This window comes from uncultured Olegusella sp. (genome assembly GCF_947253395.1).
Classification (GTDB): Bacteria; Actinomycetota; Coriobacteriia; order Coriobacteriales; family Atopobiaceae; genus Olegusella.
Genome location: NZ_CAMXYY010000003.1, coordinates 15,542 through 39,621, shown reverse-complemented (window position 1 = coordinate 39,621; position 24,080 = coordinate 15,542). Strand labels below are relative to the sequence as shown.

Genomic DNA, 24,080 nt, shown 5'->3' with positions numbered 1-24,080 from the left:
GAATGCAGTCCATGGTTAATAATTCCAAGTCAAACATCAAAAAATGTCTATTCCGTAAACGTCATACCATTGCAGCTATGGCTATCGCACTTCCCCTGTTAGCCACTCCAGGCATTGCCTTTGCTGTGGATGAGACACCAAGCAGCGAAGTTATTCCCACGGCAATCACCGAAGTGTCGGTGACCTCCACCTCCGATCAGACCCACAGTCTGATGGTTGCTGCTCCCACTTCTGAAATAAACAACATCGATACTGCCGATGTAACTCCTTCTACACAAACTCAGACGACCGAGCCCAAGCAGGACGAAGCTGCCGATACAGCCAATGGAGAGCCTGCCGTCTCGACCTCCCCAAATACCACTGCGACCTCTACAGAACAAATCGTTTCTACAAATACTGTGTCAGAACATGCGCCACAAAATCGAGAGGTTCATGCAATACTCTCCGATGGACTTTATGAAATAGCCACTTTTAGTAATCCTCATAAGGTTATTGATGTAACTGGTGGTTCTCGAAACAACGGCACTGCCATACAAACCTATCGCTCGAATGGCACTGGTGCTCAGATTTGGCGTGTTAAACATCTTGGCGATGGCATTTACACCTTACAAAACCTGAGGTCAGACAAATATCTTGATGTTCCCTCTGCCAAAGCAGTAAAGGGCGCAAAAATACAGCAATACTCAGGAAACTCAACACGCGCGCAACAATGGGAAATCGTCCCCGATGAAAAACGAGCAGGCTACTTTACCCTACGTACACATCTCGAAAACAGTCTTGCCCTCGATACAGAAACGAACAATATCACACTTAAGCTTGCAGAAGATAAAGATTCGCAAGCGTTTACCTTTGAGAAGATTACCGCTGCCATAAGCAATGGTATCTATGAGATATACAACGTCAATTCTCACAAGCCCATTGAGATACCTGGTGGTAACCAAAAAAATGACACACCCATTTCAATTTATACTCCCAACAATTCAGCAAGTCAGCGCTGGCGCATCACCCTTGCCGGGAAAGATTGCTACACCATTCAAAATGTAAGAACAGGCAAATATCTTTCTGCAAATACCACCAGAGGGAAACTAAATTCTGTTATTTCACAGCGCACTGCTAGCTATGCCAATAATCAAATGTGGAAACTAAATCCCCTTGAAGATAGTGGCATGTTTACGGTGACATCAATACTTGATACCACCAAGGCTCTTGATGTCACTGGTGCAAAAACCGCAAATGGAACTAAGTTGCAACTTTATAAAAGTAATAACACACTTGCACAGTATTTTTCACTTTCAAAAATTGAACAATGCATTGCTGATGGAGTCTATGAGCTCAACAATCTCAAGTCTCATCTTGCAATTGGAGTAAAGTCGGGAAGCATTGCACATGGGGGAAATATCCAGCAGGTAAGTGCTCAGCCCGATTCTTCTCACTACTTTTATGCCCACTACAACCATGAGGACGGATACTACACCTTCACTAATGTTAAAAGCGGTAAACGTCTTGAAGTCCAAAACGGATCTAACGCAAAAGGCGGCAATATCCAGCAAGGTGAAATAAGCAATGCACATGCCCAGTGCTGGGCTATTCGAACAGATAATAATACCCCCGGCCTGTATGGAATCTATTCTTCCATAGGCGGGCTTGCGCTTGATGTATGTGGAGGATCCATTACCAACGGCGCCAATATACAAGTGTGGACCTCAAATAACTCGAGTGCCCAACGCTGGACATTTAAGCATATTGATCAGTGGCTCAACGATGGTGCTTATACGATTGTTGCCGCAAATAACAACAATAACGTTATAGCTGTGACAGACGGGGATCGTAACAATTCATCGGCCATAACTACACAGTCCAGAAAGACTGGTAGTACCTATCAAAAATGGTATCTAAACTGGGAAGGCAATCTAATCAAGATCGTCAATGTGTCCACTGGCAAAGCACTTGATATCCGCGGCGGCAAAACGAACAATGGCACTATTATTCAACAATATCAGAGCAACAACAGCAAGGCTCAGCGCTGGTTGCCTATTATGACGGACTCAGGCATTATGCTGCAATCTGCTCTTGATGCGCGAGTAGTCGTAGATATCTCTGGCGGAAGTAAATCTTCTGGAGCAAAAATACAGACATATATCAGCAATAACTCCTTGGCGCAGAGATTCTTATTTGTAAGTTCCCGCTTGTTTGATAGTGGGGTAATTTACACTATTTATGGTGCTGCTGAAAACCCTTCTGGCAAGCCCAATCAAGTCATAGATATTCAAGGTGGTTCAACTAAGAGTGGTGCACGTGTACAAATGTATACTGCCAATAACTCCCCTGCTCAAAGGTTTAAGCTTATCTTAGTTGGTGAGGACAATTATCGCCTGCAAAATATAAAATCTGGACTCTTCATCACTGCAAATCCCTCTGGGATACTCACGCAGACAGCTACAGATAACTCCAGCACAATATGGCTACCTCGTTGGGATTTTGATACCAACTCCATCGTCTTGATGTCATCTAGCCAGCTACAAGTAATGACAGCAGCCAACGGTCAACTCAACCTCACACCCTTATCGCCAAATAATTCGACCCAAGGGTTCCTCTTTACCAATACCTCTCAACAAAAGCGTCTCCATGGTATAGATATTTCAAGCTGGAATGCAGGCATAAACATAGCACGCATACCAGCAGACTTTGTCATTGTGAAAGCAACACAGGGTACCACCTACAAAAACCCTTATTTTCGCAGGCATGCAGCAGAAACACTTGCTGCAGGCAAACTGCTTGGTCTATACCATTTCGTAGACACAACAAAAGGTGCGATTAACGAAGCTCGCCATTTTGTGAATAGTATTAGAGGTAAAGCAGGAGAGGTCAACTACATCGGCAAAGCTGTGCTGTTTCTTGATTGGGAAAACAACGATATTTCGCATCAAGACAATATCAGCAAGGGACCAAATTATGCAAAGGCGTTCCTTGATGAAGTAAACCGCTTAACTGGCGGCGTCAAGCCTCTTATCTATATGAGCAAAAGTGTTACTGGCCATAGCTATAACTGGCAGAGCGTTGCCGACGCTGGTTATGGCCTTTGGATGGCTCAGTACCTCTATAAATATTATGATAACGGCGTAAAAGGTCACGTAGATAACCCCACTCTCATTTACAACGATGCTGAAGATGGCCAACGCGAGTGGAGCAAACCTACCCTCTATCAATACACTTCAAAAGGACAACTACCTAACTACGATAAGTATCTCGATATGAATGTGTTCTATGGTAGTGTTTCAGACTGGAATGATTTAGCGGTATGGCATTAATAACGCTACACACCAATATTCTGTGAGACAAAAAGAACCTCCCTGTGGAGGTTCTTTTTGTCTAGTTCGTCCTTGTCATTTAAAGACTAGCTCAATGGATAGCTACGTTCACGCTCATACTCTGCAGTTACCTGCAATTCCCACGCACGACGATTGCTCTTAACAACCGTATCTAAAATCAGACCGCAGCAAAACAATAAAGCTCCTAAGCCACAAAATGCCACAGCGAGAACCGCAGTAGGGAATCGCTGAACAAGATGTGTTGCCTGGAATTCCCAAATAACAGGAACGCCTAAAAACAAACCGATGATAATAACAAGAGCTGCCAAGATTGAAAAGAATGGTAAGGGCTTATAGTCTTTAAAAAGACCAGCTATCATACCTAGTACCTTGGCGCCATCTGAAAAGGTATTGAGTTTTGAGAAAGAGCCTTCTGGGCGATCTCGATAGGTAATCGGCACCTGAGTAATCCGCCAACGCTTGTCCACTGCATGGATGGAAAGCTCGGTTTCAATCTCAAAGCCTGGTGAGATTACTGGCAAAGTTTTTGCAAAGGCGCGAGAAAATGCACGGTATCCCGTCATGATGTCAGCATAGCGAAAACCATATAAACGATTAATTGCCCAGCGCACCAAATCGTTACCCAAACCATGAAAAGCGCGCTTGTTTTCTGTGCCATAAGTACCATTACTTAGGCGGTCACCAACCACGTGATCTGCGCTTCCATCAAGAATGGGAGCAATCACCTCTCGCACTTGCTCAACTGGGTAGGTATCATCACCATCAACCATAACGTAACAGTCTGCATCAATATCACGAAGCATTTGCCGCACAACATTACCCTTGCCTTGTCTTGCTTCAAAGCGAACCACCGCCCCATGCTCACGCGCAATTTCAGCTGTGCGGTCTGTTGAGTTATTGTCGTAAACATAGATAGTTGCCTCAGGCAGATATTTATGAAAATCGTCCACCACTTTTGCAATCGTTAGCTCCTCGTTATAGCAAGGAATTAGAGCGGCAATTACTGGTCTATTATCAAGCCTTGAAAAGATATCCAAAATGCAACTCCTACAAAAACTCTTTTTATTGTCAACTTTCGTATTGTTTGAAAATTCAGTTCTTACTAAATTTCTATCTAATTCATGTATACAATAGCATAACCCTAAACTACGCCATGATCTCGCAGTTTACTTGATTTAGTTTTCACCGTATCCCCAGTTAAGTGACTATTTTTGGGCGATTTTATTAAATGCGTATTACGCATATATACGTTGTTTTTTATACTATGTAGATATATTTCTGTAATTAGGGAAAAATGAAATGTATCTTAGGCAGAATAAGAGACCAAACGGTAGGGTTCAGTTCGAGGACAGCACTTCTTATGGTCTCAGCCTATATAGGACGTTCAATCAACAAAAGAACTTAAAAGCTGGGTAATCTCAAAAAGAAGCCTATCAAAGCATCTAAGATGATGAAGACGCAGGTTCTAGCTTTAAGATTAAAAGTAAACAAGAGACATTCACCTTGAGGTGAAAGACATTGCTTTCTGGTCACGTACCTACCAACAGCATACACACATAGAGCGTATGCGCTGTTTATGAACGCGCAGCTAATCTTGTAGCACATCCCTACTAGTACAAGGCAGGCTTCGCCGAACTCTTCAAAGCATGTGGTCTTGATGTACCAACGCAATATATGCAACTCAAAGATATCCGCACACTTATGGCCCAGAAAAATGCTTGGGAAGTTGCTATCCACTGAACGTACCCCACCACAAAACATATTAGATACAATGAGGTCATTTACACAGATAGATGAACTATTTTGTTAAAATATGATACGAAAAGCAGGATACAATCGCACAACCTTATACAAAATACGTTATGCTTCTATCAATCACGGTTTATTTTAAGCGAAAGCAGTGATATGAAAACACTTGTAGTCATACCTGCATACAACGAAGAAGATTGCCTTCTCAATACTATTCAAGAATTAATATCTATCTGTCCTAACACAGATTATTTAATTTTTAACGATGGATCTACCGACCAAACGGCTGAAATTTGTGACAAAAATCAACTGAATCATATTGATATGCCTATCAATACTGGCCTTTCATCCGTTTTTCGAGCGGGCATGAAGTATGCATTTCGCAATAATTATGATGCAGTCGTTCAATTTGATGCTGATGGTCAGCACGTTCCTAGTTATATTCCTTTAATGGAGAAAGAGTTAGCAAATAAAAACTGCGACATAGTTTTAGGTTCACGTTATCTTGCTGGAGAAAAAGCAAATGGCATGAGAAACGTTGGGTCTAGAATTATATCTTGGTTAATTAAAAAAACTACAAGTACAACAATTAGCGATCCTACCTGCGGTCTAAGAATATACAACCGCAAGATGATAAAAGTTTTTGCCCAAGGCTTTGACATAGAACCTGAGCCTGACACACTTGCTTTTCTCATTCGAAACGGTGCAACCATAAGTGAAGTGCCTATTACAGTGCGTACACGCCAAGGAGGAGAAAGTTATCTCAAACCTCTGAGAGCGGCGCGTTATATGCTACGTACAAGCGCATCTCTTATTCTATTCATCTGGTCAAGGTAGGTGAGAAAAATGGTTATCCCCCAAAAACTACTCCTGCTGATTGGCGCTGTTATAATCTTTTCTGTCGTTATTCATGCAGTACACAAGAAACGTATTCTCATTGACGATTCCCTGTTTTGGGTAGCACTTGCCATTATCTTGGTTCTGCTCAGTATCTTTCCGCATATAGTTTACTTTTTTGCCCACCTGTTCAATTTTCAGTCTCCTTCAAATCTAGTTTTTGCCACAATTATTGCTTTGCTCCTCATCAAGGAATTTCGAAATACAGCAAAAATTTCGATTTTAAAAGATCGAGTAAATCAGTTAACTCAAGAACTTGCATTGATATCTGCTAAAAAGGATTAGAGGGATTAAAAGCGTGATCACCATGAGGTTAAATTTGGGCTTACAACCTAGGAATAGCTATGGCTCCTAATACAGTAGCAACACGTCGCACCCTCATTTACTTCTCAGCAAAATATCTCCCCAGTATGGGCGGCGTTGAGTTTTTCACAGATAACCTTTGCAAGGAATTGCTTTCTCGTGGATACGAGATTTACATTGTTTGTATCGGAACCGCCGGCACGTTTAGCCCAATAGCAGATTCCCAAAGTCATTCGGAGAATCATCTCAATATAATACGTCTGCATGGTTGGGGGTGGAAACGAGCGCCTTTCATATATTGGGATTCCCACACGAAAGCTTGTATCAACAAGATAAAAAGTCTTCACCCTGACTATATTATGATCAACACTCGCCTATATGGGCTCTCGCGTTATGCAGCAAAACTAGCTAATAGTCTGGGAATGCGACCTGTACTTTTGGATCACGGTACATCACATGTCGCTCTCTCAAATTCCTTGCTCTCCTATCTGAGTGCTAAAGCTGAGCATGTTGTTACCCAAAGGCTCAAAATGTTCGATATTGATTATTACGGCATCTCCGAGCAATCAAGCAATTGGCTAAAACACTTTGGAATTAAGTCCTGCGGAGAAATAAATAATGCAATCGATGCACAACGTTTTATTGCGATGCGCAGTGAGCGTAATTACCGTTCAGAATTTGGCTTAGATGATAACGTGTTATTAGTTATCTTTGCGGGTAGGCTACTTGAAATTAAGGGTATCGATATTTTCCTTAATGCAGCTAGAAAGCTCTCACATAACAAAAAACTTCATTTTTTTGTTGCAGGAACCGGCGAGCTACAACAAAAAGTCGTTCAGATGCAACATGCATTGCCCAACTTGAACTATCTTGGTCGCCTAAACCATTCGGACCTTGCTGCACTCTTAACTGATGGAGATATTTTTTGCCTTCCTTCGGTCTCTGAAGGAATGTCTACGTCACTGTTGGAAGCTGCGGTTTGCTCAACAGCACTTATTACCACAAAAGTGGGCGGTGTAAAAGAAATTATTCCTGACGCATCACATGGCATTATATTGCCCGATCGCAGTGTAAAAAGTCTTGTTCAAGCGATTAGCACTCTTGAAAAGGATAGGAAGCTTCTTTCACAGCTCAAGCAAAATGAAGAGCAGTTTGTAAAAAAGGAGATTAACTGGTCTCATACTGCTAATCAAGCAATCGCAGCCCTCGAGTATTCAAAGCGTAAGAATAAAAAATAAATTTGGCCTATACTGAACAGCGTATATATTGTCCTGCTAGTCCATGTAATTAGACTCGGTCGTTGTCTTTAAGGAATCTTATGACTGAAAAGATGCAAGAAATCCAAGAAGTAGTAATTCTCGCGGCAGGACGCAGTCGCAGAATGGAAGATCTCTCCAACCAGCTGCCTAAATGCCTACTCCCATATAAGGGTGAGCAAATTTTAAAGCGTCTTGTACGTCAAATTAAAAATCAGGGCGTACATAAAATAGTTATTACCATTGGCTATCGCGCTGACGAGATGCATCGTATTTTTGATGATGACTCTGATGTAATACTTGTTGAAAATACAATGTATGAAGAAGATGTTAATATCTTGTCCATGTCCCTTGCTCTCTCGCATATTGATGGACCATGTGCAATTTTTGAAGCTGATACTGTAATGGAAGATGCCCTTGTCTCCTATGTTGTCGGCTCTGACTTCGAGGAAAAATCTGTTTGGTTTACTAAGGGCCCCTTTAAAGAAGATCAATATGGTGGCATTCTCAAATCAAATAAGTTTGGAGAAGTAACTAATATAAATATCGTTCCAGCTTGGCAAGAACGATATAAGCGGTATTCTAAGCTTTCTGGAATCATGCGCATTGGACCTGATGAAATTGATCTCTTTCGTGCGCTTGTAAATAAATACGCACGTACCACGCTTAAACAATACTTCCTCAATACGTGGATTGAGAATATTAGTCTTCTCCCTTCTTTTGCGGCGGATATTTCACCTTTTGAATTCTTTACTTTCAATAAACCTGCAGAATTCTACCAAATGCAAAAATCAGACATCGGTATTTTACAGCCCACCCCTGAAATTCAACTTGTTGAGGTTTCCACACTCAAGCACATCGAAAATTTTGACAACGCACGTGTGGATACACTAAAAGAAAAAATTACTACTGAGAGAATTTGGGATACCCCTATTATTATTGAATCAAAAGATCATCTTGTACTCGATGGTCAACACCGTTTTGAAGTTGCTAAAGCATTAGGGCTCAAGCAGATACCAGCCATTGTTGTGAACTACAAAGATATTATTATCTGGTCATTGCGTCCCGAATATAGGGTTACTCACTCACTTGTCTATAAGCGTGTACGTGAAAATAATATCTATCCTTACAAAACGGTAAAACACAAGTTTGGCTTTTTGATTCCTTCCGTTAATTTCTCGCTTGATGAACTACAGCAGTAGGATTACCATGGAAAAAATTGGCATACGCGCAGTCACCTTTAATGCGACTTCAGACTACAGTAGCAAAAACTTTACTCGTACCGTATTGAAAACCGCTGCTTTATGGGATCGTCTTTATAGTCCGCATACTCAACGTATCACCTTGCCTCAATCTGAAGATCCTTTTCCTTTAAGACAGCTCGACACTGCACTTGGGCTTTGTGACTATAGTCCTATACGCTGGATTAATATCCCGATTAATCCCCATAAGGGCAATAATGCCGATCTTGCAAATTTTGCAATTGATATACTCACATACTCAGGGAGAACTTTTTCTAACCTGATAGCCGTAGACAATGGAGAAATATTTAATAACATTTTCTATACATATGCCGATTTAACAAAAAAAATATCTCGTTTTGATCATACGGGAAAAGAAAACTTTAGATTTGGTCTTTCCTACAATATCGGTTATGACTGCCCGTTTTATCCTTTTACCAGATCGGCGGGTAAGGAGCTGAGTTTTTCGTTAGCGCTAGAATTTATTCAGCAAGTCAACCTAGTATTACGAAATCTAAGGCATGCAAGTCTCATTGAAATGCGCACTAAGATTTTAGAAATGCTGTGCCCTCAGATTGACTATATCTACGATTTAGCAAAAGAAGTAGAGTGTAAAACAGGCATTAAATTTCGTGGTTTTGATTTTTCCTTGGCGCCAATTATCGGAAAGCTGGGAAGCGTTGTTACTATTCTTAATAGCCTTGGCGTCTATAATTTTGGGAATACAGGTACCATGTTCGCTACTTCATTTATTACAGATATTCTCAAAGAGCTAGCTAAGCGTTATCCATCTGTTGGATTTTCTGGTGTTATGTACTCTCTCCTAGAGGATCTTGATCTTTGTACTATTAACAATGAGCGTGGAATCACCTTAGAACAGCTAAGCACCCTTTCTACCATGTGTGGCTGTGGGCTAGATATGGTCCCGTTAAGTGAGAACATAAGTACAGAAGAAATTGACTCATGTTGTAGAGATATTGCGGCTATTTCCTGTAAATACAACAAGCCTCTCGGAGTTCGCCTTCTCCCAATACCTGGCATTCAACGAAATCAAAACCTAAGAACTGCCATTGAAGGCGATGCTGATTTTATTGCAAACACTCGAATTGTTCCTCTTGATGTCAATCTTTTGGCTCCAGCGGGAGATTCGTTTAATTACCTAACCTATCGCTAGGAGGATGAAAATTAGTGCAGACACGATATCAACAGACCATAGGAATCATCGGTGGTATGGGGTCATATGCTACCTTAGATTTTTTTCATAGAATTCTTACCGCATTTCCTGCAGAAAAAGAGTGGGATCGCCCACGTATTATTATTGATAATCGTTGCACTATGCCCAGTCGCGTGCGCGCAATCCTTTACCACGAAGCATGCGATGAGGTAAGGGAATCACTAGCCAACTCGACGCGCAGCTTACTCCACAATGGTGCTGATATTCTTATTCTTGCGTGCAATACTTCACATGTTTTTTTACCTGGCATTCTAGAAGATGTACCCGAGGCTAAAGGAAAATTTATCAACATTATCGATTCACTCGCTAAAGACTTACTAGAAAATAGTAAAGGCCCCTATCGTCTGCTTGCTTCAGAAGGTACTCTAGACTCTGGTGTCTATCAAAGTTATCTCAAGCCATATGGGATTGAGATAGAACCCCCTAGAAAAGAAGATTACCCTCAATTCCGTTCATTAATAGAAGATGTCAAGCAGGACATGATTGATGAAGATACCGTTAGTCACTTTATCGAAGTAGTTGAGTCAGGCGATAATAAAAATGTTATTATTGGCTGTACTGAATTTCCTCCCATTTATCGCCAAGCACAAGAAAAACTTACCAAAGATGGATACAAAATTTTTGACCCGCTGAATTCAACCATTGAAAAACTCAAAGCTATCATTCGCTAGCTTTTAACTGGAGAAAACATATGGCCTCTGGAAAACCCTATCCTCCTGGAATACTTGAACGCTTACAAAGAAAAGAAATAGAGCTTTTAAGAGTTTTTGATAAGGTGTGTAGAGACAATAATATTTCCTATTTTATTATTGCTGGCACCCTGCTTGGCGCGGTACGTCATGGAGGTTTCATTCCTTGGGATGATGATATTGATATCGGAATGAGCGAAAAAGATTATCGTCGTTTCCTCAAAATAGCACCCACTGTGCTGCCTAAAGGTTACTCTCTGCACAACACTTTAAATACTCCTGGCTTTACTGCTCTCTGGACAAAAATTTATATAGATGGAACAGAGTTCGCCGATGAACATATCCTAGAAGCAGGATGTAAACAAGGCATATTTATTGATATCATCCCCTTCTTTCGTCTAGACAAAAATGTAAAAAAAGCCTGGAAACAATGTAGAAGGGCAAAAAAATGGCAGCAACTATCATATCTTAGGGGTTTATCTCATCCAAATATTCCTAAAAATGAACGTTTTGCACGTCTCAAGTACTTTGGCTGTATTTTAATGCACTATACAATTGCTCAATTATTTTCCCCGGCACAGCTACAAAACAACTGGGAACGTTCCTACTATCTTCCTGACGAGCAGCGTGGACAATATTGGATGAATGGTAGCTACATCTATAAAGAACTGTTGCCTGAATCTTCCCTTTTTCCCGTACGCGATATTAAATTTGGCCCACTTACGGTAATGGCACCTCAAGATCCAGACTTTTTTTTAAAATCAGATTATGGTTATACGTATATGGAATTTCCACCCTTAGAGGATCGCTATACCCATCTACCTTATGTTCTCGACTTTGGTGATGGCATTAACGTAATGAAAGGCTGGATATAAAAGTAGCTTACGCTTACAGATTCTATAGCCTTATTACTTACGATCTGCCATTTTGGCAAGTTTCAAAAAAAACGGAAATAGACTTTGTGGAACAAGATTCATTAGCGTTTCAAAGGCAACAATACGTGGAGCTAGCGACCAATAACGTAATAGGGTAAAAGGGCGACCCATCATCCTTGCATTAGCAAATTCAGAAATGATTGGAGCATCAAGAGATTTTGGGAAGCGCTTAGAATACTCTTGTGCCAATGAGTAAGAGGACTCTACTCTCCGTTTTTTCCAATCTTGCTTTGAATAGATGCCTTTCATAGCTCCGGTAACATTTTTGCTATGCTGACGATATTGAACTAGAGCTTTATCGATATTTGCGCAAGGTCCAAGCGTATTTGCCCCCAGCGCAAGCCACTTATCATGGCCTGTACAGATGGGAAAAGGTATAAGCTGACGTGCAATATCAGCCCTCATCATTGTTGCCATACCTATCGAATAACAGTTAAACGCTGCCTTACTAGCAAAATGCTCCCCATCAGACCAATTAACAGAATGATCCAAAGGATGCGTATGTCGCCATGATTGATTAATTATTACATCATCTGCATCTATAATCTGACGATCACAGAGGGTAAGCAAATAACCCTCATCAAGTTTTTTTGCCCCCTCTTTAATACGACCAGGAAGCCAGCGATCATCTTGATCACAAAAAGCAAGATATTTTCCTTTTGCAAGTGTAATAAGATGCTCAAAAGCCTTGATATAGCCCAGATTCTTATTACCTTGCAAGAAACGTAAGGGATGCCTTTTGCAATATTTGGTACAAAACTTCTCCCAAGTACTATCCTCTGGACAATCGTTATAGATAACAATTTCCATATCATCAAAGTCTTGATTATCTATTGACTCTAATTGCCTCTTTAGAAATAAGCTGTTAGGTTTATAAATAGAGATGATTACCGATACACAAGGCATAATTTCCCTTTTTAACTAATCTTCGGACAACTTTCGCTGAAGTACAGTAGGCAAGAATTTCATAAGTCCCAGCTTGCTCATCAAAAAAAATGCTGATACGCGAGTATCTCTTGTTACTACTACTAACACACAATAAATAATTATCGAAATAATGATAGAGAATATGGCGACTATCAAAGAATCAGTCATCGCTGTAACTATTAATCCTGGTAGCATAGCGAGTACTGAGTGTATATAGCACCATCTGCAGTTATACAGCATAGACAGTGGATCTAAACCAAGTGTTTTCTTAGCAACCATACAGTTAATCACTACAAGCGAGAGACGAACAAAAGGAACTACAATCGAAATAGTTTCATAACCCCCAACTGCAGAAAAATATAACGATGGGAGAAAGGGTATAAGATAAAGGACCTGCACAAGAGTGCAGTATTTTGGTTTACCTTTTGCCCTATATGCTTCGCTACACATATAGCCAAAAACAATCACGATACAACTTGCTAGCATCCAAAAGCCCATAAACAGAGAAGTATCTAGCCATTGTGGTCCAAGAGCTATCATGGTAAATGCTTGCCTATAAGTAAAAACACCTAATGCAAGTGGAACTAGAGATAATGCTAAGTACTTCTGCATCTGATAGAAAATCGCAGAGAAACGCTCCTCATCATCTTGGAGAATGGACAAAGAACGAAAAACAATAGGAAGTACCGCAGATGTCACGATACCTGTAACTGCAGCACATATACTTGTTGACGTCTTGTAATAACCCACAAGGGTTGAATTGAGTAGAGCGCCGATAATAAACGTGCCTGCCCAAGTGTTTAACCAAGCAGAAACAGACTCCGCAAGTATCCAAGCACCATATGAAAACATTTGCTTGAGCTGATAAAAACTGTACTCAAATCTAGGTTTCCAAGGAGACTGTATCGTAAGCCAAAGCGCCATAAAAAGATTGGAGCTAATGGTACCCAATATCATTGACCAGTAACTAAAACCTAAAAAAGCCAGAGGAACAGACACGAAAAAAATTAACAGGTGCGAACCCGTTCTTGATGCAAAGAGAGTCTTAAAGTCAAAAGACTTTCGATAAAGTGCGGTCTGCACGCTCACAAGTGATGTTATTGGAAGCGATAATGAGGCAACTACAAGTACTGTTCCCAATCCCTTAATACCAAGTATTTCAGCAAGAGATGTTTGAAATACGATAATAAGCAATACTGCAAAGAGCGATACTACAAGATTGGTCCAGAAAGCAACCGAGGCACTGAGATATTCGTCATCCCGATCTTTAAAATTATGTTGGATGATATAGCTTTGAAAACCTGTATCTGAAAACATATCGCCCAGTGAGGTAATCATCGTTGCTGTTGCTACTACACCAAAAACAGCAGGGGTGAGCACACGAGCAAGCACCATCGTGGTAATAGGAGAAATGAGCCGTACAACAAATTCAGTAACAATGGACCATTTTGCTGCATTTGCTGCTTCCGTAGCAAGATTTTTTGTCGTATTACTTTTTTGCACTTATATCTCCTCCTCCCTATTACTCATATGAAGCACAAGGCTACACGTAACGATGTGATCTCTTAGAGCATGATGCCCTTAAATGGCTTCTTTTTAGTAGGAAGAGTAATATTTGAACCCATCCAATAATTAAACGAAGTGGGAATAAAATCTATACTTCCACTTTGAGGCGTAAATGTAATCTCACCAAACTTAATTTGCCCCTTATACTCATAAAGATCCACTCTCGAAAACGCAAAATCCTTACTCAAAAGCTCAGCTATCGCTTTCATTTTTTCTGCATGCTGAGGTTTTGGAAGAGCGGGCACAGCCTTAGGATGTCCAGTTTTTACATCAAGCTCTTTCCAACTGGAATCAAAGACACTCCTTCTATAGTCATGTGTAGCACTCCCTATATCACACCAAATAGAAAATACTTTACCCCAAGAGCAAAAAAATCTATAGTCGATTAATTCATCAACAGAAGAAGAAAAGTCCATATATTCTTCCGCGATTATTCGAGGTTGTACTAATGAGTAATGCAATTCAAAGGATCCATTTGAGAAAGCATAATCTGTAGTCATCCACTCATTAAGCTGCTGTCGTATGGCCTCAAAATCTACTTTTGATTTGTCTTTAATGAAGAGGTTTGTACCACTTCCAAGAGTTGTTTTTAAAACAAATGAGCTAGGGAGAGCATCAAAATCAATATCAGCAGGATTCTTCCATGACCCAAGCAGCGGCACCAGATATTCTTGCCCTAATTTATCTTCTATCCATTCTCTAACAAGAAACTTATCGGCCAGCCTGCCTTTGATTTCGGTAGAGTCATATAACTTTAGCCATTGAATTTTTTGATTAAAAGATTCTGGATTATCCACATCAAGGATCTCACCTGTTGCTCGATGAAACCATTTTGCCAGCTCAGCCCTATAGCAGGAAGGTCCATATTTTTCTATTCGTTTTTGCGTACAACTCCGATAGGTAAGGGCAAATGTATGAAGCAATCTTTTCGGCAGGATCCTATACGCATAGATTCCTAAGGACTTACCCAAATAACATCAACCCCTCACTAATTTGATATTGAAATAAATAGTTAAAATACTATGTCCAGTCTTCCGAATGCATATACACCCTGAAAACTGGATTCAAACGAATGTTTGTATCACAAGTAAAACCAAGTTCATCCATGTGATATCCCTGTTTCCATAAGACATAAGGCAGACTTAATTGATCTCGACGGCTAAAACGATTAATTTCGTTCCACCAGTCTTCCATAACAGCTATACAGAGTGGGTTATTATGTTCACAAGCAATAAGGTTGGTTTCATAAAGACCAAAATGCTCTGGCATCCCTTCTCTACGATACGTATCGAGCTGATGCCGCATAAGTTTGATATTGTCTTTGCCAATTATGCAACATGAAGTACCCTCATCATATATACAATTACGTGTAGGATGACTATTAGAAGCAAATGGCAACGTTTTACTTAAGCAGTTTAAAAACTGCGAAATATCCCCTATCGCCCAAAAATTAGCATCTATCCAGATTGAGTACTTATAGTCTGGAAAAAGGACGTGTGGATGCGTTTTTATAAAACGAGCTTTGCGGACATTATCAAGCTGGGCAACGCCAGGAACAGAGTCGATATCTATTTTCTTCCAAACGCTATCCTCTGGTATATCATTATCAACAGCCGCAAAAAAATCAGCATTATTTGGGACGGTAACAGGTTCTTTTAAACTATCGTAACCTCCCGTCATGGCTGTATAAACTGCAAAACGACCGTCGAAATTTACTAATGGGTTATTTGTTTTTTTATGACCATCGGGAATATTTGTTCTAACGAAATTTAAATACCTCAAATATTTAAAACTGTCACGAAAAAAGCGTCCATGACGAATTGTATATCCCACTTTATGAATCATATATCCAAGATGATAATGAGAAGAATGATAAAGAGCGATCCACTGCTCATTAAGTTTTAGAAGTGCTTCCGCATCTCTTCTATGTTGATCAATCGGCATATTCATAATCCTCAATCAAAAAATACAGACGAGAAGTATTGATTTCAAAACTTCTCGTCTGCAGCTTGTTATACCACCATCGATTGACTATCGCCAGCGATTAATAAATAAAGCAAGTAGTACCGCGGATAATATTATTATAAATCCATTTTGCATTTGCCGTTGCAATTCTTACACAACCATTGGAAATATGCCTACCAAGCCTGCCATCGCCCACTTTATTTGTATAACCCTTATAAAGAACAGAATGGAATGCCCAGCCAAAATCGCCGTTCTTATAATACGTACCCGAGCCATCGAGCTTAGGATCTGATGATGTATGCCTGCGAAATTCAGTTACATAAAATTCTCTTAAACCAGAAGTCTCCGAGACACGACTCACATAAACCCTACGGCCAATTTTTGTTAGTCCAGCAGGAGTTGCACGCAATCCACCACGCCCTACTGAGCATAGGAACGTCTTGTGAGGTACCCAGATATCATTTTGCCTGAGATATACATTTGTATAAGTTAAATCTCGATCTACCGAAATTAAATACTTTGTTGTACTTTTAAGATTGGCAATCTTCGCATAGGTACGATAAGAAGATTTGTTAAAAGCCTGCTTGTGACCATCAGCAAAAACGAAGTAATACTTATTGTTTTCCAGCAGCCAGCCCACATCATACCAATTAGCAGACGAGAGGATTTTCCATCCAAATCCAGCCGTGTCGTTATTAATACTCTGATAAACCTGCGCACCTTCGTTACGATCAGCTTTTAATTGCTTTCCAGAGTTCAGATTTGTTAACGATATATAACCACCATCAATAATTTCAGCAACCCAACGTTGATTGTTAGAACCATCTGCTGATTTTTGAATTACAGGAGCTCCATCAATAGTGGATATACCATTAATTCCAAGGGATTTGTTCGAATTCTTATTCGTAATGACGTAGGTATTCGTACCCACTGACTTAAAAATAAAGTTTTGGGATTTACTACCTTTTGCGTTTGTAGTAATCAGAGATGATCCATCTGATGTCGAGGAGTTCGCAATGCCCAACAGTGTGCCAAACGAAGATTGAATACGATGGCTACCCGCATTAATCAAACTTGTAGCGGTGAAATAAAAATGCTGAGCGTCAGTCCCATTTTGGTTATATGTTTGGATATGAGTCCCGTTACTTATCCTCGCACCACTCACATCTATTACTTTCTGAGTAGCAAGATTTAGTATCGAGAAATATGATCCATTCCAAACTGGCTTCCAAGTATTATTTACACTGCTATCTGTCTTTGAATATCCTTGTTGGACAACATCACCTGTGTCAGTTGCCGTCAGCCAACCGCCTGAAGCTGCCGTTCGTAGACGATAATTTCCATCTTCCATCTTAATTACTTGGAATTTTTGAGCATTAGTCTTGTTTGCAGAAAATAAGTGAACCTTAGAAGCTGAACGTGAGGTTGAAGCACCTGCCACATCAATTACTTTGGACGCATTGAGGAAACTCTCGAGTGTATAGATACCTTCATCCAAAACTGAAGTTTCACTCAGTGTAAACTTCTGGCTGGCAGTATTATTTCTTTCCCAAATTTGAACGTTCGTACGATTCTTAAACTGTCCCCCCGCAACATCAAGCACAAGACCCGTTGCTTTATTTATAAGCATCAGGGAACCGCCAGAATAACTGATTGCCCACTTCTGCAAATTGCTATTTGCATAGTCCGATTGAACAACATTCGCACCACTTACAACATCATAATTTGCTGCGGCAATAGCCTTACCTGATCCGATAGTGGTAATCCAGTAATAGCCCTGTCCATCATTATGAAAATAAAACCTTTGAGCACCTGTCTTGTTGGATGAATATAGCTGTGCATTTGCACCGCTCTTACGTGATCCCCCCGCAATATCTACTACATATTGTTTATTGCTAGATTGGATGGTATAAGCACCATCACCCGTAATAAGCTGTTGTCCTGGTGCAACATAGGGATTTGCCGTTATAAAACTAAACAACTGATTTTGAGAATCTGTGTCTAGCCCAAGCTGTACATTACTGCCATTTTGGACAAGACCATTTGCAATACTCAAGACAAAATTTTTATCTAGTTTTGAGATAAGTGAATAGTACCCATGCCTCCGGGAAATTTCCCAAAGCTGAGCATCCGAGCCGTTACTCTCATAAAGCCAGACATTATTACCTTCTACTACCCTTGCACCTGAGACATCCAAAACAAGGTTTGTGCCTTTTTTGCTAATTGTGTAATAGCCAGTCTGCTCGTCACGTTTAATATCCCATTTTTGTGCATCTGTACCATTAGAATTATGCACCTGAACATTGGTACGACTCTTGTTTTTATTTCCCGTAACATCAATGACCTTGCGCCCTGATACAGAACTTTTTATAACATAAGTGCCATCATCAAGAGTACGCTCAGGGACTACAACGGAGGGTTCTTCAGTAGAGGGTGCATCCTCCTCCTTGTTGGACTCAGGAGTTTCAGCGCCATCCTCTCCCTCTTCACATTCGCTGACATCACAGTTGTCTTCAGATGATTCCTCAACTCCGGCCGCTGGCTCATCGAAAGAATTCACTAATTCCTTCTCATTTGAGTAAGACTTCACAACATCCTCGGCAGAATCAAACGGAACAACGGCTACAGCCATATCTTTAGGCTCCTGCGAGGCATCTACTTCTTCGGCATATGCCATCATCGGAGCTGTTAAGCCTAAAGCAAACGCTAGTCCACAAACAGCAATCGAACTCTTAATATTCCTATTCATGACAACCCCTTATGAGCGCTATTTCAGTTGCTTAATTCTAACATATGCTATCAAAATTGAGTTTTCAGGCAACGTGCACGAGTATTTTAACAAGTAGAACCTACAAGCTTACTTTAGTTCCAGTCTATAGAGTCGCATATCGCTTTCTGATAGCACCACGGTGAAACCTGGAGTTTTATCGCTAATTCCAAAAAAACCTGGCCATAGTTTTTCACGGTACTGGTAGCCTCGTTTAAACTCGTTATCAAGCAACAAAACATAATGGGCATCAAGATCCCTTAACGTCTGTTGCACTTCTTGGTCTCTACTAAATGCTTTAAGGCGAGTAGACAGTATTGCCGCGTCTGGAGTTGCATCAGATGGATAGAATCTTTTGTAGTACACGTTGATATCATCTAACGCATATGCAAACGCACTTCCATCGGTGGGGATATTAATGACTAAATCGCTCCCAACCACCGCTTTAACCTTTTTCAAAAAAAGACGTTCATCCTTACTAAGCATTGATTGATCTGGGGAATTGATTTCTTTTGAAAGCTTATACACCTGCCCGAAACTTGTAAATTGCTTTTCTTGTTTGTAGGGAGTGATTGAGGGCGAAAATACTAAGAGAGTCACGAGCACAACTAGGGCATAAGTTGTAATGTGCTCCGCTAATTGCTTATTTATTTCAGAGTCCTCAACGAGCCTTACAGCTGCCTTAAACAGCTGCACAAAAGCATCCATACCCAACGTAGCAAAAAATACAGCTATGAAACATGCTCCTGATGCAATCCGATCATAGTCGGTATACCAAAATCCAGTTAAGGCTTGTTTGATAGGACCTTCTATCGTGCCGCAAACAAGATACAGCCCTATAAAACTCAAAAAACTCAGTGTAGCCCAGCGATAACGTGGGTTGCTTAAAGCTCTAATAAAGCCCACCCAAACAAGAACGGCAAGAACTGGCTGCACAGGCATCTGTTTAAAACCTAAAAGAGCGGCATCAAAAGATGCTTTAGGTAGTCGAGCATAACGGTAATGTACAAATGTTGTCATCGCCTTCACAGGCGGTACATGCAGACAACCAAACCAAACAAGTGCAACAAAAATAATAAAGACCATGCAAGCTAAAACGCCTCTTATATATACCTTTTTATTCTTTATTAAAGCTTGAGTGACGGCTTTATTCCAAATCTTCCAAATAATGAGAGGGATAAGCGAAACACCAAGTGTAAATACAACCCCAGGGTGAGCACAAATAAGAGCTAAAACCGATAGGACAAATAGCACTAGAAAGCGTTTTCTTTGTTTGCTATCTGACCAATGCTCAATTAACTGAATAAAGAACGCTAGGGCAACAGGTAACAAGACCATTCCAAAAAAGAAACCATATTTTGCTTGAGGAACAATAATACGCCAAGGAAACACACCAAAAGCTAAAGGAAAAATGAAACCAAATCTCAATGCTCTTGAATTCTGAGATAACAAAGTACGCAAAAAGTAATAGGAATTTGACGGTAACACTATAGCGATAAGAAGGGCATTAAGTACGTTTGCCCCAAAAGGAGACGGGAGCGAAAAAGCACTAACTGGAATTGCGGCAAGCATATGCCAAGCCGCTGGGTAGTACATCCTTATTGGAATGGAATTAGGCAAACTTTCAGTAAGAGAGGTGGTCATCATCGACCAATTACCATCTTTAACGAAACGCCAAACGAGGTTGAGATGCTTGGTGTTGTCTACTTTCCATGAGAAAGAGAGCGGTCCATCAAGGGGCTTAATAAAGTAAAGTAAGCAAACAATTATTCCAAAAATAAGATACGGAAGGAAAATTTTTAATTCGTCGCTTATAGTCTGCATAGACTCGCTAGTTTTATTGAAGTAATAATAATCTTTATTTGTTTTGAAAAAAAACTTACTGAGTATTTGAGCTAATACAGCTAATAATAGCAGTACACCAAATATATTTAGCCACGTAGCAAATACCCGAGCTCCCACAAAACAGAGCCCTATTAGTGAAACAAGTACAGTCGTTACTAAAGGAGCTGCAGCCCAAGAACTAATTGGATCAAAATGAAGCGCATGTACACATAGATATCCTGGTAAGTATACAAAAATAAGAGTGAACACTGTTGCCCAAAAAAACTGAATCCACATTTTGGAATTCCTTTAGTAAGAGAAGTCTTGTATGTCCAACACTTCCAAGATACATGAACATTATCTAAAAAGCACTTAAACAGCTACAGCTCACTGAGAAACAATCTGATGCAGTTTCATATGGTCTTGAGAGAGTATAAGCTTGAAGTCATCTGGCTTTTCGTCAAGTGCCATATAGCCTTGTCAATCCTTTTTATAGAAGTACCTTCCTTCTGAAAAGAATCATCTAACATAAAAACGTATCTTGCACCTGTGAATCACTCGCATATAACGCAAGGTGATCACGCAGGCTCACACCTTTTTCATCGCTTTCGGTAAAGATAAACTACCTACGGTAATAGGTATTAAATATCTGATACTACATAAGCAAATACATTTCTATCTGCGGGAATATTACACAGCAAATCGCTGGCTGTAATGCAAAAACTAACCCATATAATTAATATCCCTGCTGCTTTATAAATTGATAAGTACGTTCTCGATTGTTTTTGTCTCGAGCAATATACCAACGTGCAGCCTTAACACTGTTTTCGGGCAAAAGTTTACAGTCACGCTTTAACACAGATTCAATTGCTTCAATCGATTCTTGAACTGTCTTACACACACTTCCTGGAAGATCTGTATTGAAATCTAAATACGCCCCAACATATTTCAGAAAGTCTTGCTGATCAAACTGGTAGTACACCACAGGCTTGTTCTGATAGAGGACATCCCAACAAACGCTCGAATAATCAGTCACTAACATCGAACATTCCATAATGAGTTCATTCAGAGGTCTTGTACCCAAAGCAACAAAATGCACGCGCGGAGAATCAGTGCTAAACGCTTCTATAAAAGACCCCAATTTGGGATGAATAAAGAAATTAATCGTAGCGTCAGATTGTTCAAGAATAGTAGCCAACTTATTGTCACAAAGTAATTGAGAGTATGCCTTGAAATACTCACTAGCAATGAATACATTCATGTTTTGCTCTTCAAGCCAAGGACGCCAAGTAGGCATTACCAAAATCATAGGGTGCTTTAAATTAGAGCGATCTTCAAGAACATCCCAGCGAGAAAGTCCGAGTACAGGAACTTCGTGTTTGGCATATCCAAAATAATTTACGATAATTTGTTGCTCTGCTTTTGAGGATGTGAGAAAGAATTTAATAGGGCTTGAATTATTTGCACCAAAACCTTTATCAACACGCTTCATTGCAATAACTCCATGTTGCAAAAACAGCATATCTTTTTTTCTCATGCGAGTTTGAATAATGTTGGGCATAGCACGCCACTGATAGAGATGTTGCGTAGAGTCAGAACCCACATAAAGATTTGCGAGTAACGTATACAAAAGATGCTTAAAACCCATGAAATTTAATACATGAAAGCCATACTTTTTAACATTCGCATAAGCTGGAGATTTTTTATCTATAACGTAATAGATATCTTTATTTTCAGCAGGAGTGAGGCTATCCATACAATAGCGAAAGAAGTAGTAACCATTATCCTCTGCCAAGGTGCAAAACTTCTCATATATCAACCAAATATTCCTATGAGGAATTAATTTTTTTACTACAGGGGCAAGAATAACAGCTAACAGGGAGTACATTCTCGTAGCAAAACTATCGTATTTAGACACTGGTCTACAGGTAAATGCAAGACGTTTTGCCTTTGTAGTAGCATATGGAAAGAAAATCAAACCATTCGATAACTTTATATGGGTACCCCACACAATAAAACGATGAATTGTCTTTTTTGGTACTTTTACACAAATTCTAAAGCGATGTCCGCTTTTTGTAAGAATCAAAAAGAAATCCCAGTATATTTCTCGCACCCCTAATTGCTCGGGGAAAAAGGAACTTGAAATAAGTGTTTGTCCATCTTGCTGGTTAAGCTGTGTATTTAGATTATGTACAACCCTATCTGAGATGCTCCTATATACTAGTTCCATGCCTTGGCAGTTAAAATCAACATTTGGAACTTGAACGCACACAGTTACTTTCCCTGCGCGATTGCAGGACAACGATAACAGCTTTCCGTATAAATAATTTGAAGGAACTTCATCCGCCCAAGAAGCCATTAAAGAAAGTGCTCCATCATTTTTTCTTACATAAGGAGTAATTGCTAAGGTAGTTTCATTATCTACTTGATGTGAAAGTGCTGGATACGGAGTCTGATGAAACTGTGTTTCAAGGAGTGAAGGATAGTAATCAGCTGACCGATCATAAGGATTAGTCTTTGCATCTGACACAATCTTTAAGTTATACGAAACTATACGCTTTTCTTTTTCATCACCATCAAACAGTGCAAAAGTGGCGCGCTTAATATCATGCTCACAAAAATATCTAAGGAAATCTTTTAAATTAAGGGAAATTCGATAAGAAAAAACACCGTTTTTATAGAGCTTACGTACCCAAAGAACTTTTTCTCGTTTTACCAAATATAAGTATATGTGCTCATGCAAGACAAAATTCTGAGGGAGTTCAATCAATAGTGACTCCCCTTCAATTGAAGCCTCAACCTTTACATCAGAAATTTCAACATGGGGAAGCAACTTAGAAAGAGTATCAATTGAATCCGAAGGGAAAACGGGTACCTTTGAAAAAGTCATAAGAAACAATCCACCTAAGACTGAAGTCTGCTTTTTACATCGGTAGTAGAAATACCTTCTGTGCGATCTAAATAGACCACATCACAGTATTCCTTGAGATACTCAAAACGATCAGAACCAGCCCAGTCACCGCCCATTACCACGGTATCAATGTGATATTTTTGTACGTCCTCGATCTTTTGTTCCCAGCTCTTCTCAGGAATTACAAGGTCAACATAACGAATGGCCTCAAGCATCTCTTTGCGAGTTTCGTAGTCATAAAACGAAGTCTTACCTTTACCTGCATTGAATTCGTCAGTCGAGAGAGCCACCACAAGATAATCACCAAGTGCTGCTGCACGGCGAAGTAGGCGGATATGACCATAATGCAGCAAGTCAAAGGTACCATAGGTCAGCACGCGCTTAAGACCAGTGTATTCACCGTTTCCAGAAAAATAAGGCATTGGCTATCTTTCCTAAGTCTTCAAGTATTCGCAGATAAATCAACGCACATATTCTACCATCCCTC

At 40.1% G+C, this 24,080-nt stretch carries 17 protein-coding genes; 8 read left to right on the top strand and 9 right to left on the bottom strand.

Going from position 1 to position 24,080, the window contains the following annotated elements:
- The first annotated feature begins 11 nt into the window (after window positions 1–11).
- Window positions 12–3,308 (top strand): RICIN domain-containing protein, encoded by a 3,297-nt coding sequence (locus Q0X25_RS00820; protein ID WP_298578416.1) that lies wholly within the window; start codon window positions 12–14, stop codon window positions 3,306–3,308.
- A gap of 86 nt (window positions 3,309–3,394) precedes the next feature.
- Here the strand turns inward: Q0X25_RS00820 and Q0X25_RS00815 are convergent, their stop codons facing one another.
- Entirely contained in the window at window positions 3,395–4,366 is a 972-nt protein-coding gene (locus tag Q0X25_RS00815; RefSeq protein WP_298578414.1) for a glycosyltransferase, read from the bottom strand.
- Window positions 4,367–5,234: 868 nt separating this feature from the next.
- Between Q0X25_RS00815 and Q0X25_RS00810 the strand changes: the two genes are divergently transcribed.
- The 7 genes from Q0X25_RS00810 to Q0X25_RS00780 all read left to right on the top strand — a co-directional run bounded on the left by Q0X25_RS00810 (window position 5,235) and on the right by Q0X25_RS00780 (window position 11,573).
- Window positions 5,235–5,915 (top strand): glycosyltransferase family 2 protein, encoded by a 681-nt coding sequence (locus Q0X25_RS00810; RefSeq protein WP_298578412.1) that lies wholly within the window; start codon window positions 5,235–5,237, stop codon window positions 5,913–5,915.
- 9 nt (window positions 5,916–5,924) lie between these two features.
- Window positions 5,925–6,260 carry a DUF2304 domain-containing protein gene (locus Q0X25_RS00805; protein WP_298578410.1) on the top strand — a complete coding sequence of 112 codons (336 nt, stop codon included), beginning with the start codon at window positions 5,925–5,927 and terminating at the stop codon, window positions 6,258–6,260.
- 59 nt (window positions 6,261–6,319) lie between these two features.
- Entirely contained in the window at window positions 6,320–7,516 is a 1,197-nt protein-coding gene (locus Q0X25_RS00800; RefSeq protein ID WP_298578408.1) for a glycosyltransferase family 4 protein, read from the top strand.
- Between the two features lie 80 nt (window positions 7,517–7,596).
- Window positions 7,597–8,736: an NTP transferase domain-containing protein gene (locus Q0X25_RS00795; protein ID WP_298578406.1), complete on the top strand. Its 1,140-nt coding sequence runs from the start codon at window positions 7,597–7,599 to the stop codon at window positions 8,734–8,736.
- A gap of 7 nt (window positions 8,737–8,743) precedes the next feature.
- Complete coding sequence (locus Q0X25_RS00790) at window positions 8,744–9,949, top strand: DUF711 family protein (RefSeq protein ID WP_298578404.1); 1,206 nt, start codon at window positions 8,744–8,746, stop codon at window positions 9,947–9,949.
- A 14-nt stretch (window positions 9,950–9,963) separates the two neighbouring features.
- Window positions 9,964–10,680 (top strand): aspartate/glutamate racemase family protein, encoded by a 717-nt coding sequence (locus Q0X25_RS00785; RefSeq protein WP_298578403.1) that lies wholly within the window; start codon window positions 9,964–9,966, stop codon window positions 10,678–10,680.
- Between the two features lie 20 nt (window positions 10,681–10,700).
- Complete coding sequence (locus Q0X25_RS00780; RefSeq protein WP_298578402.1) at window positions 10,701–11,573, top strand: phosphorylcholine transferase LicD; 873 nt, start codon at window positions 10,701–10,703, stop codon at window positions 11,571–11,573.
- A 33-nt stretch (window positions 11,574–11,606) separates the two neighbouring features.
- On the opposite strand, the gene Q0X25_RS00775 is transcribed toward Q0X25_RS00780, so the two are convergent.
- The 8 genes from Q0X25_RS00775 to tagD all read right to left on the bottom strand — a co-directional run bounded on the left by Q0X25_RS00775 (window position 11,607) and on the right by tagD (window position 24,015).
- A complete protein-coding gene (locus Q0X25_RS00775; RefSeq protein ID WP_298578401.1) occupies window positions 11,607–12,539 on the bottom strand; it encodes a glycosyltransferase in 933 nt (310 codons plus the stop codon).
- A 15-nt stretch (window positions 12,540–12,554) separates the two neighbouring features.
- Window positions 12,555–14,063 carry a lipopolysaccharide biosynthesis protein gene (locus tag Q0X25_RS00770; protein WP_298578400.1) on the bottom strand — a complete coding sequence of 503 codons (1,509 nt, stop codon included), beginning with the start codon at window positions 14,061–14,063 and terminating at the stop codon, window positions 12,555–12,557.
- A 62-nt stretch (window positions 14,064–14,125) separates the two neighbouring features.
- Entirely contained in the window at window positions 14,126–15,097 is a 972-nt protein-coding gene (locus tag Q0X25_RS00765; RefSeq protein ID WP_298578398.1) for an ATP-grasp fold amidoligase family protein, read from the bottom strand.
- A gap of 49 nt (window positions 15,098–15,146) precedes the next feature.
- Window positions 15,147–16,070: a glycosyltransferase domain-containing protein gene (locus Q0X25_RS00760; RefSeq protein WP_298578397.1), complete on the bottom strand. Its 924-nt coding sequence runs from the start codon at window positions 16,068–16,070 to the stop codon at window positions 15,147–15,149.
- Window positions 16,071–16,170: 100 nt separating this feature from the next.
- On the bottom strand, window positions 16,171–18,840 hold the full coding sequence (locus Q0X25_RS00755; RefSeq protein ID WP_298578396.1) for an RICIN domain-containing protein: 2,670 nt from the start codon (window positions 18,838–18,840) through the stop codon (window positions 16,171–16,173).
- A gap of 108 nt (window positions 18,841–18,948) precedes the next feature.
- On the bottom strand, window positions 18,949–20,979 hold the full coding sequence (locus Q0X25_RS00750; protein WP_298578395.1) for a DUF6541 family protein: 2,031 nt from the start codon (window positions 20,977–20,979) through the stop codon (window positions 18,949–18,951).
- Between the two features lie 439 nt (window positions 20,980–21,418).
- Window positions 21,419–23,572 carry a CDP-glycerol glycerophosphotransferase family protein gene (locus Q0X25_RS00745; RefSeq protein ID WP_298578394.1) on the bottom strand — a complete coding sequence of 718 codons (2,154 nt, stop codon included), beginning with the start codon at window positions 23,570–23,572 and terminating at the stop codon, window positions 21,419–21,421.
- 14 nt (window positions 23,573–23,586) lie between these two features.
- Complete coding sequence (gene tagD, locus Q0X25_RS00740) at window positions 23,587–24,015, bottom strand: glycerol-3-phosphate cytidylyltransferase (RefSeq protein ID WP_021625507.1); 429 nt, start codon at window positions 24,013–24,015, stop codon at window positions 23,587–23,589.
- Between the last annotated feature and the right edge of the window lie 65 nt (window positions 24,016–24,080).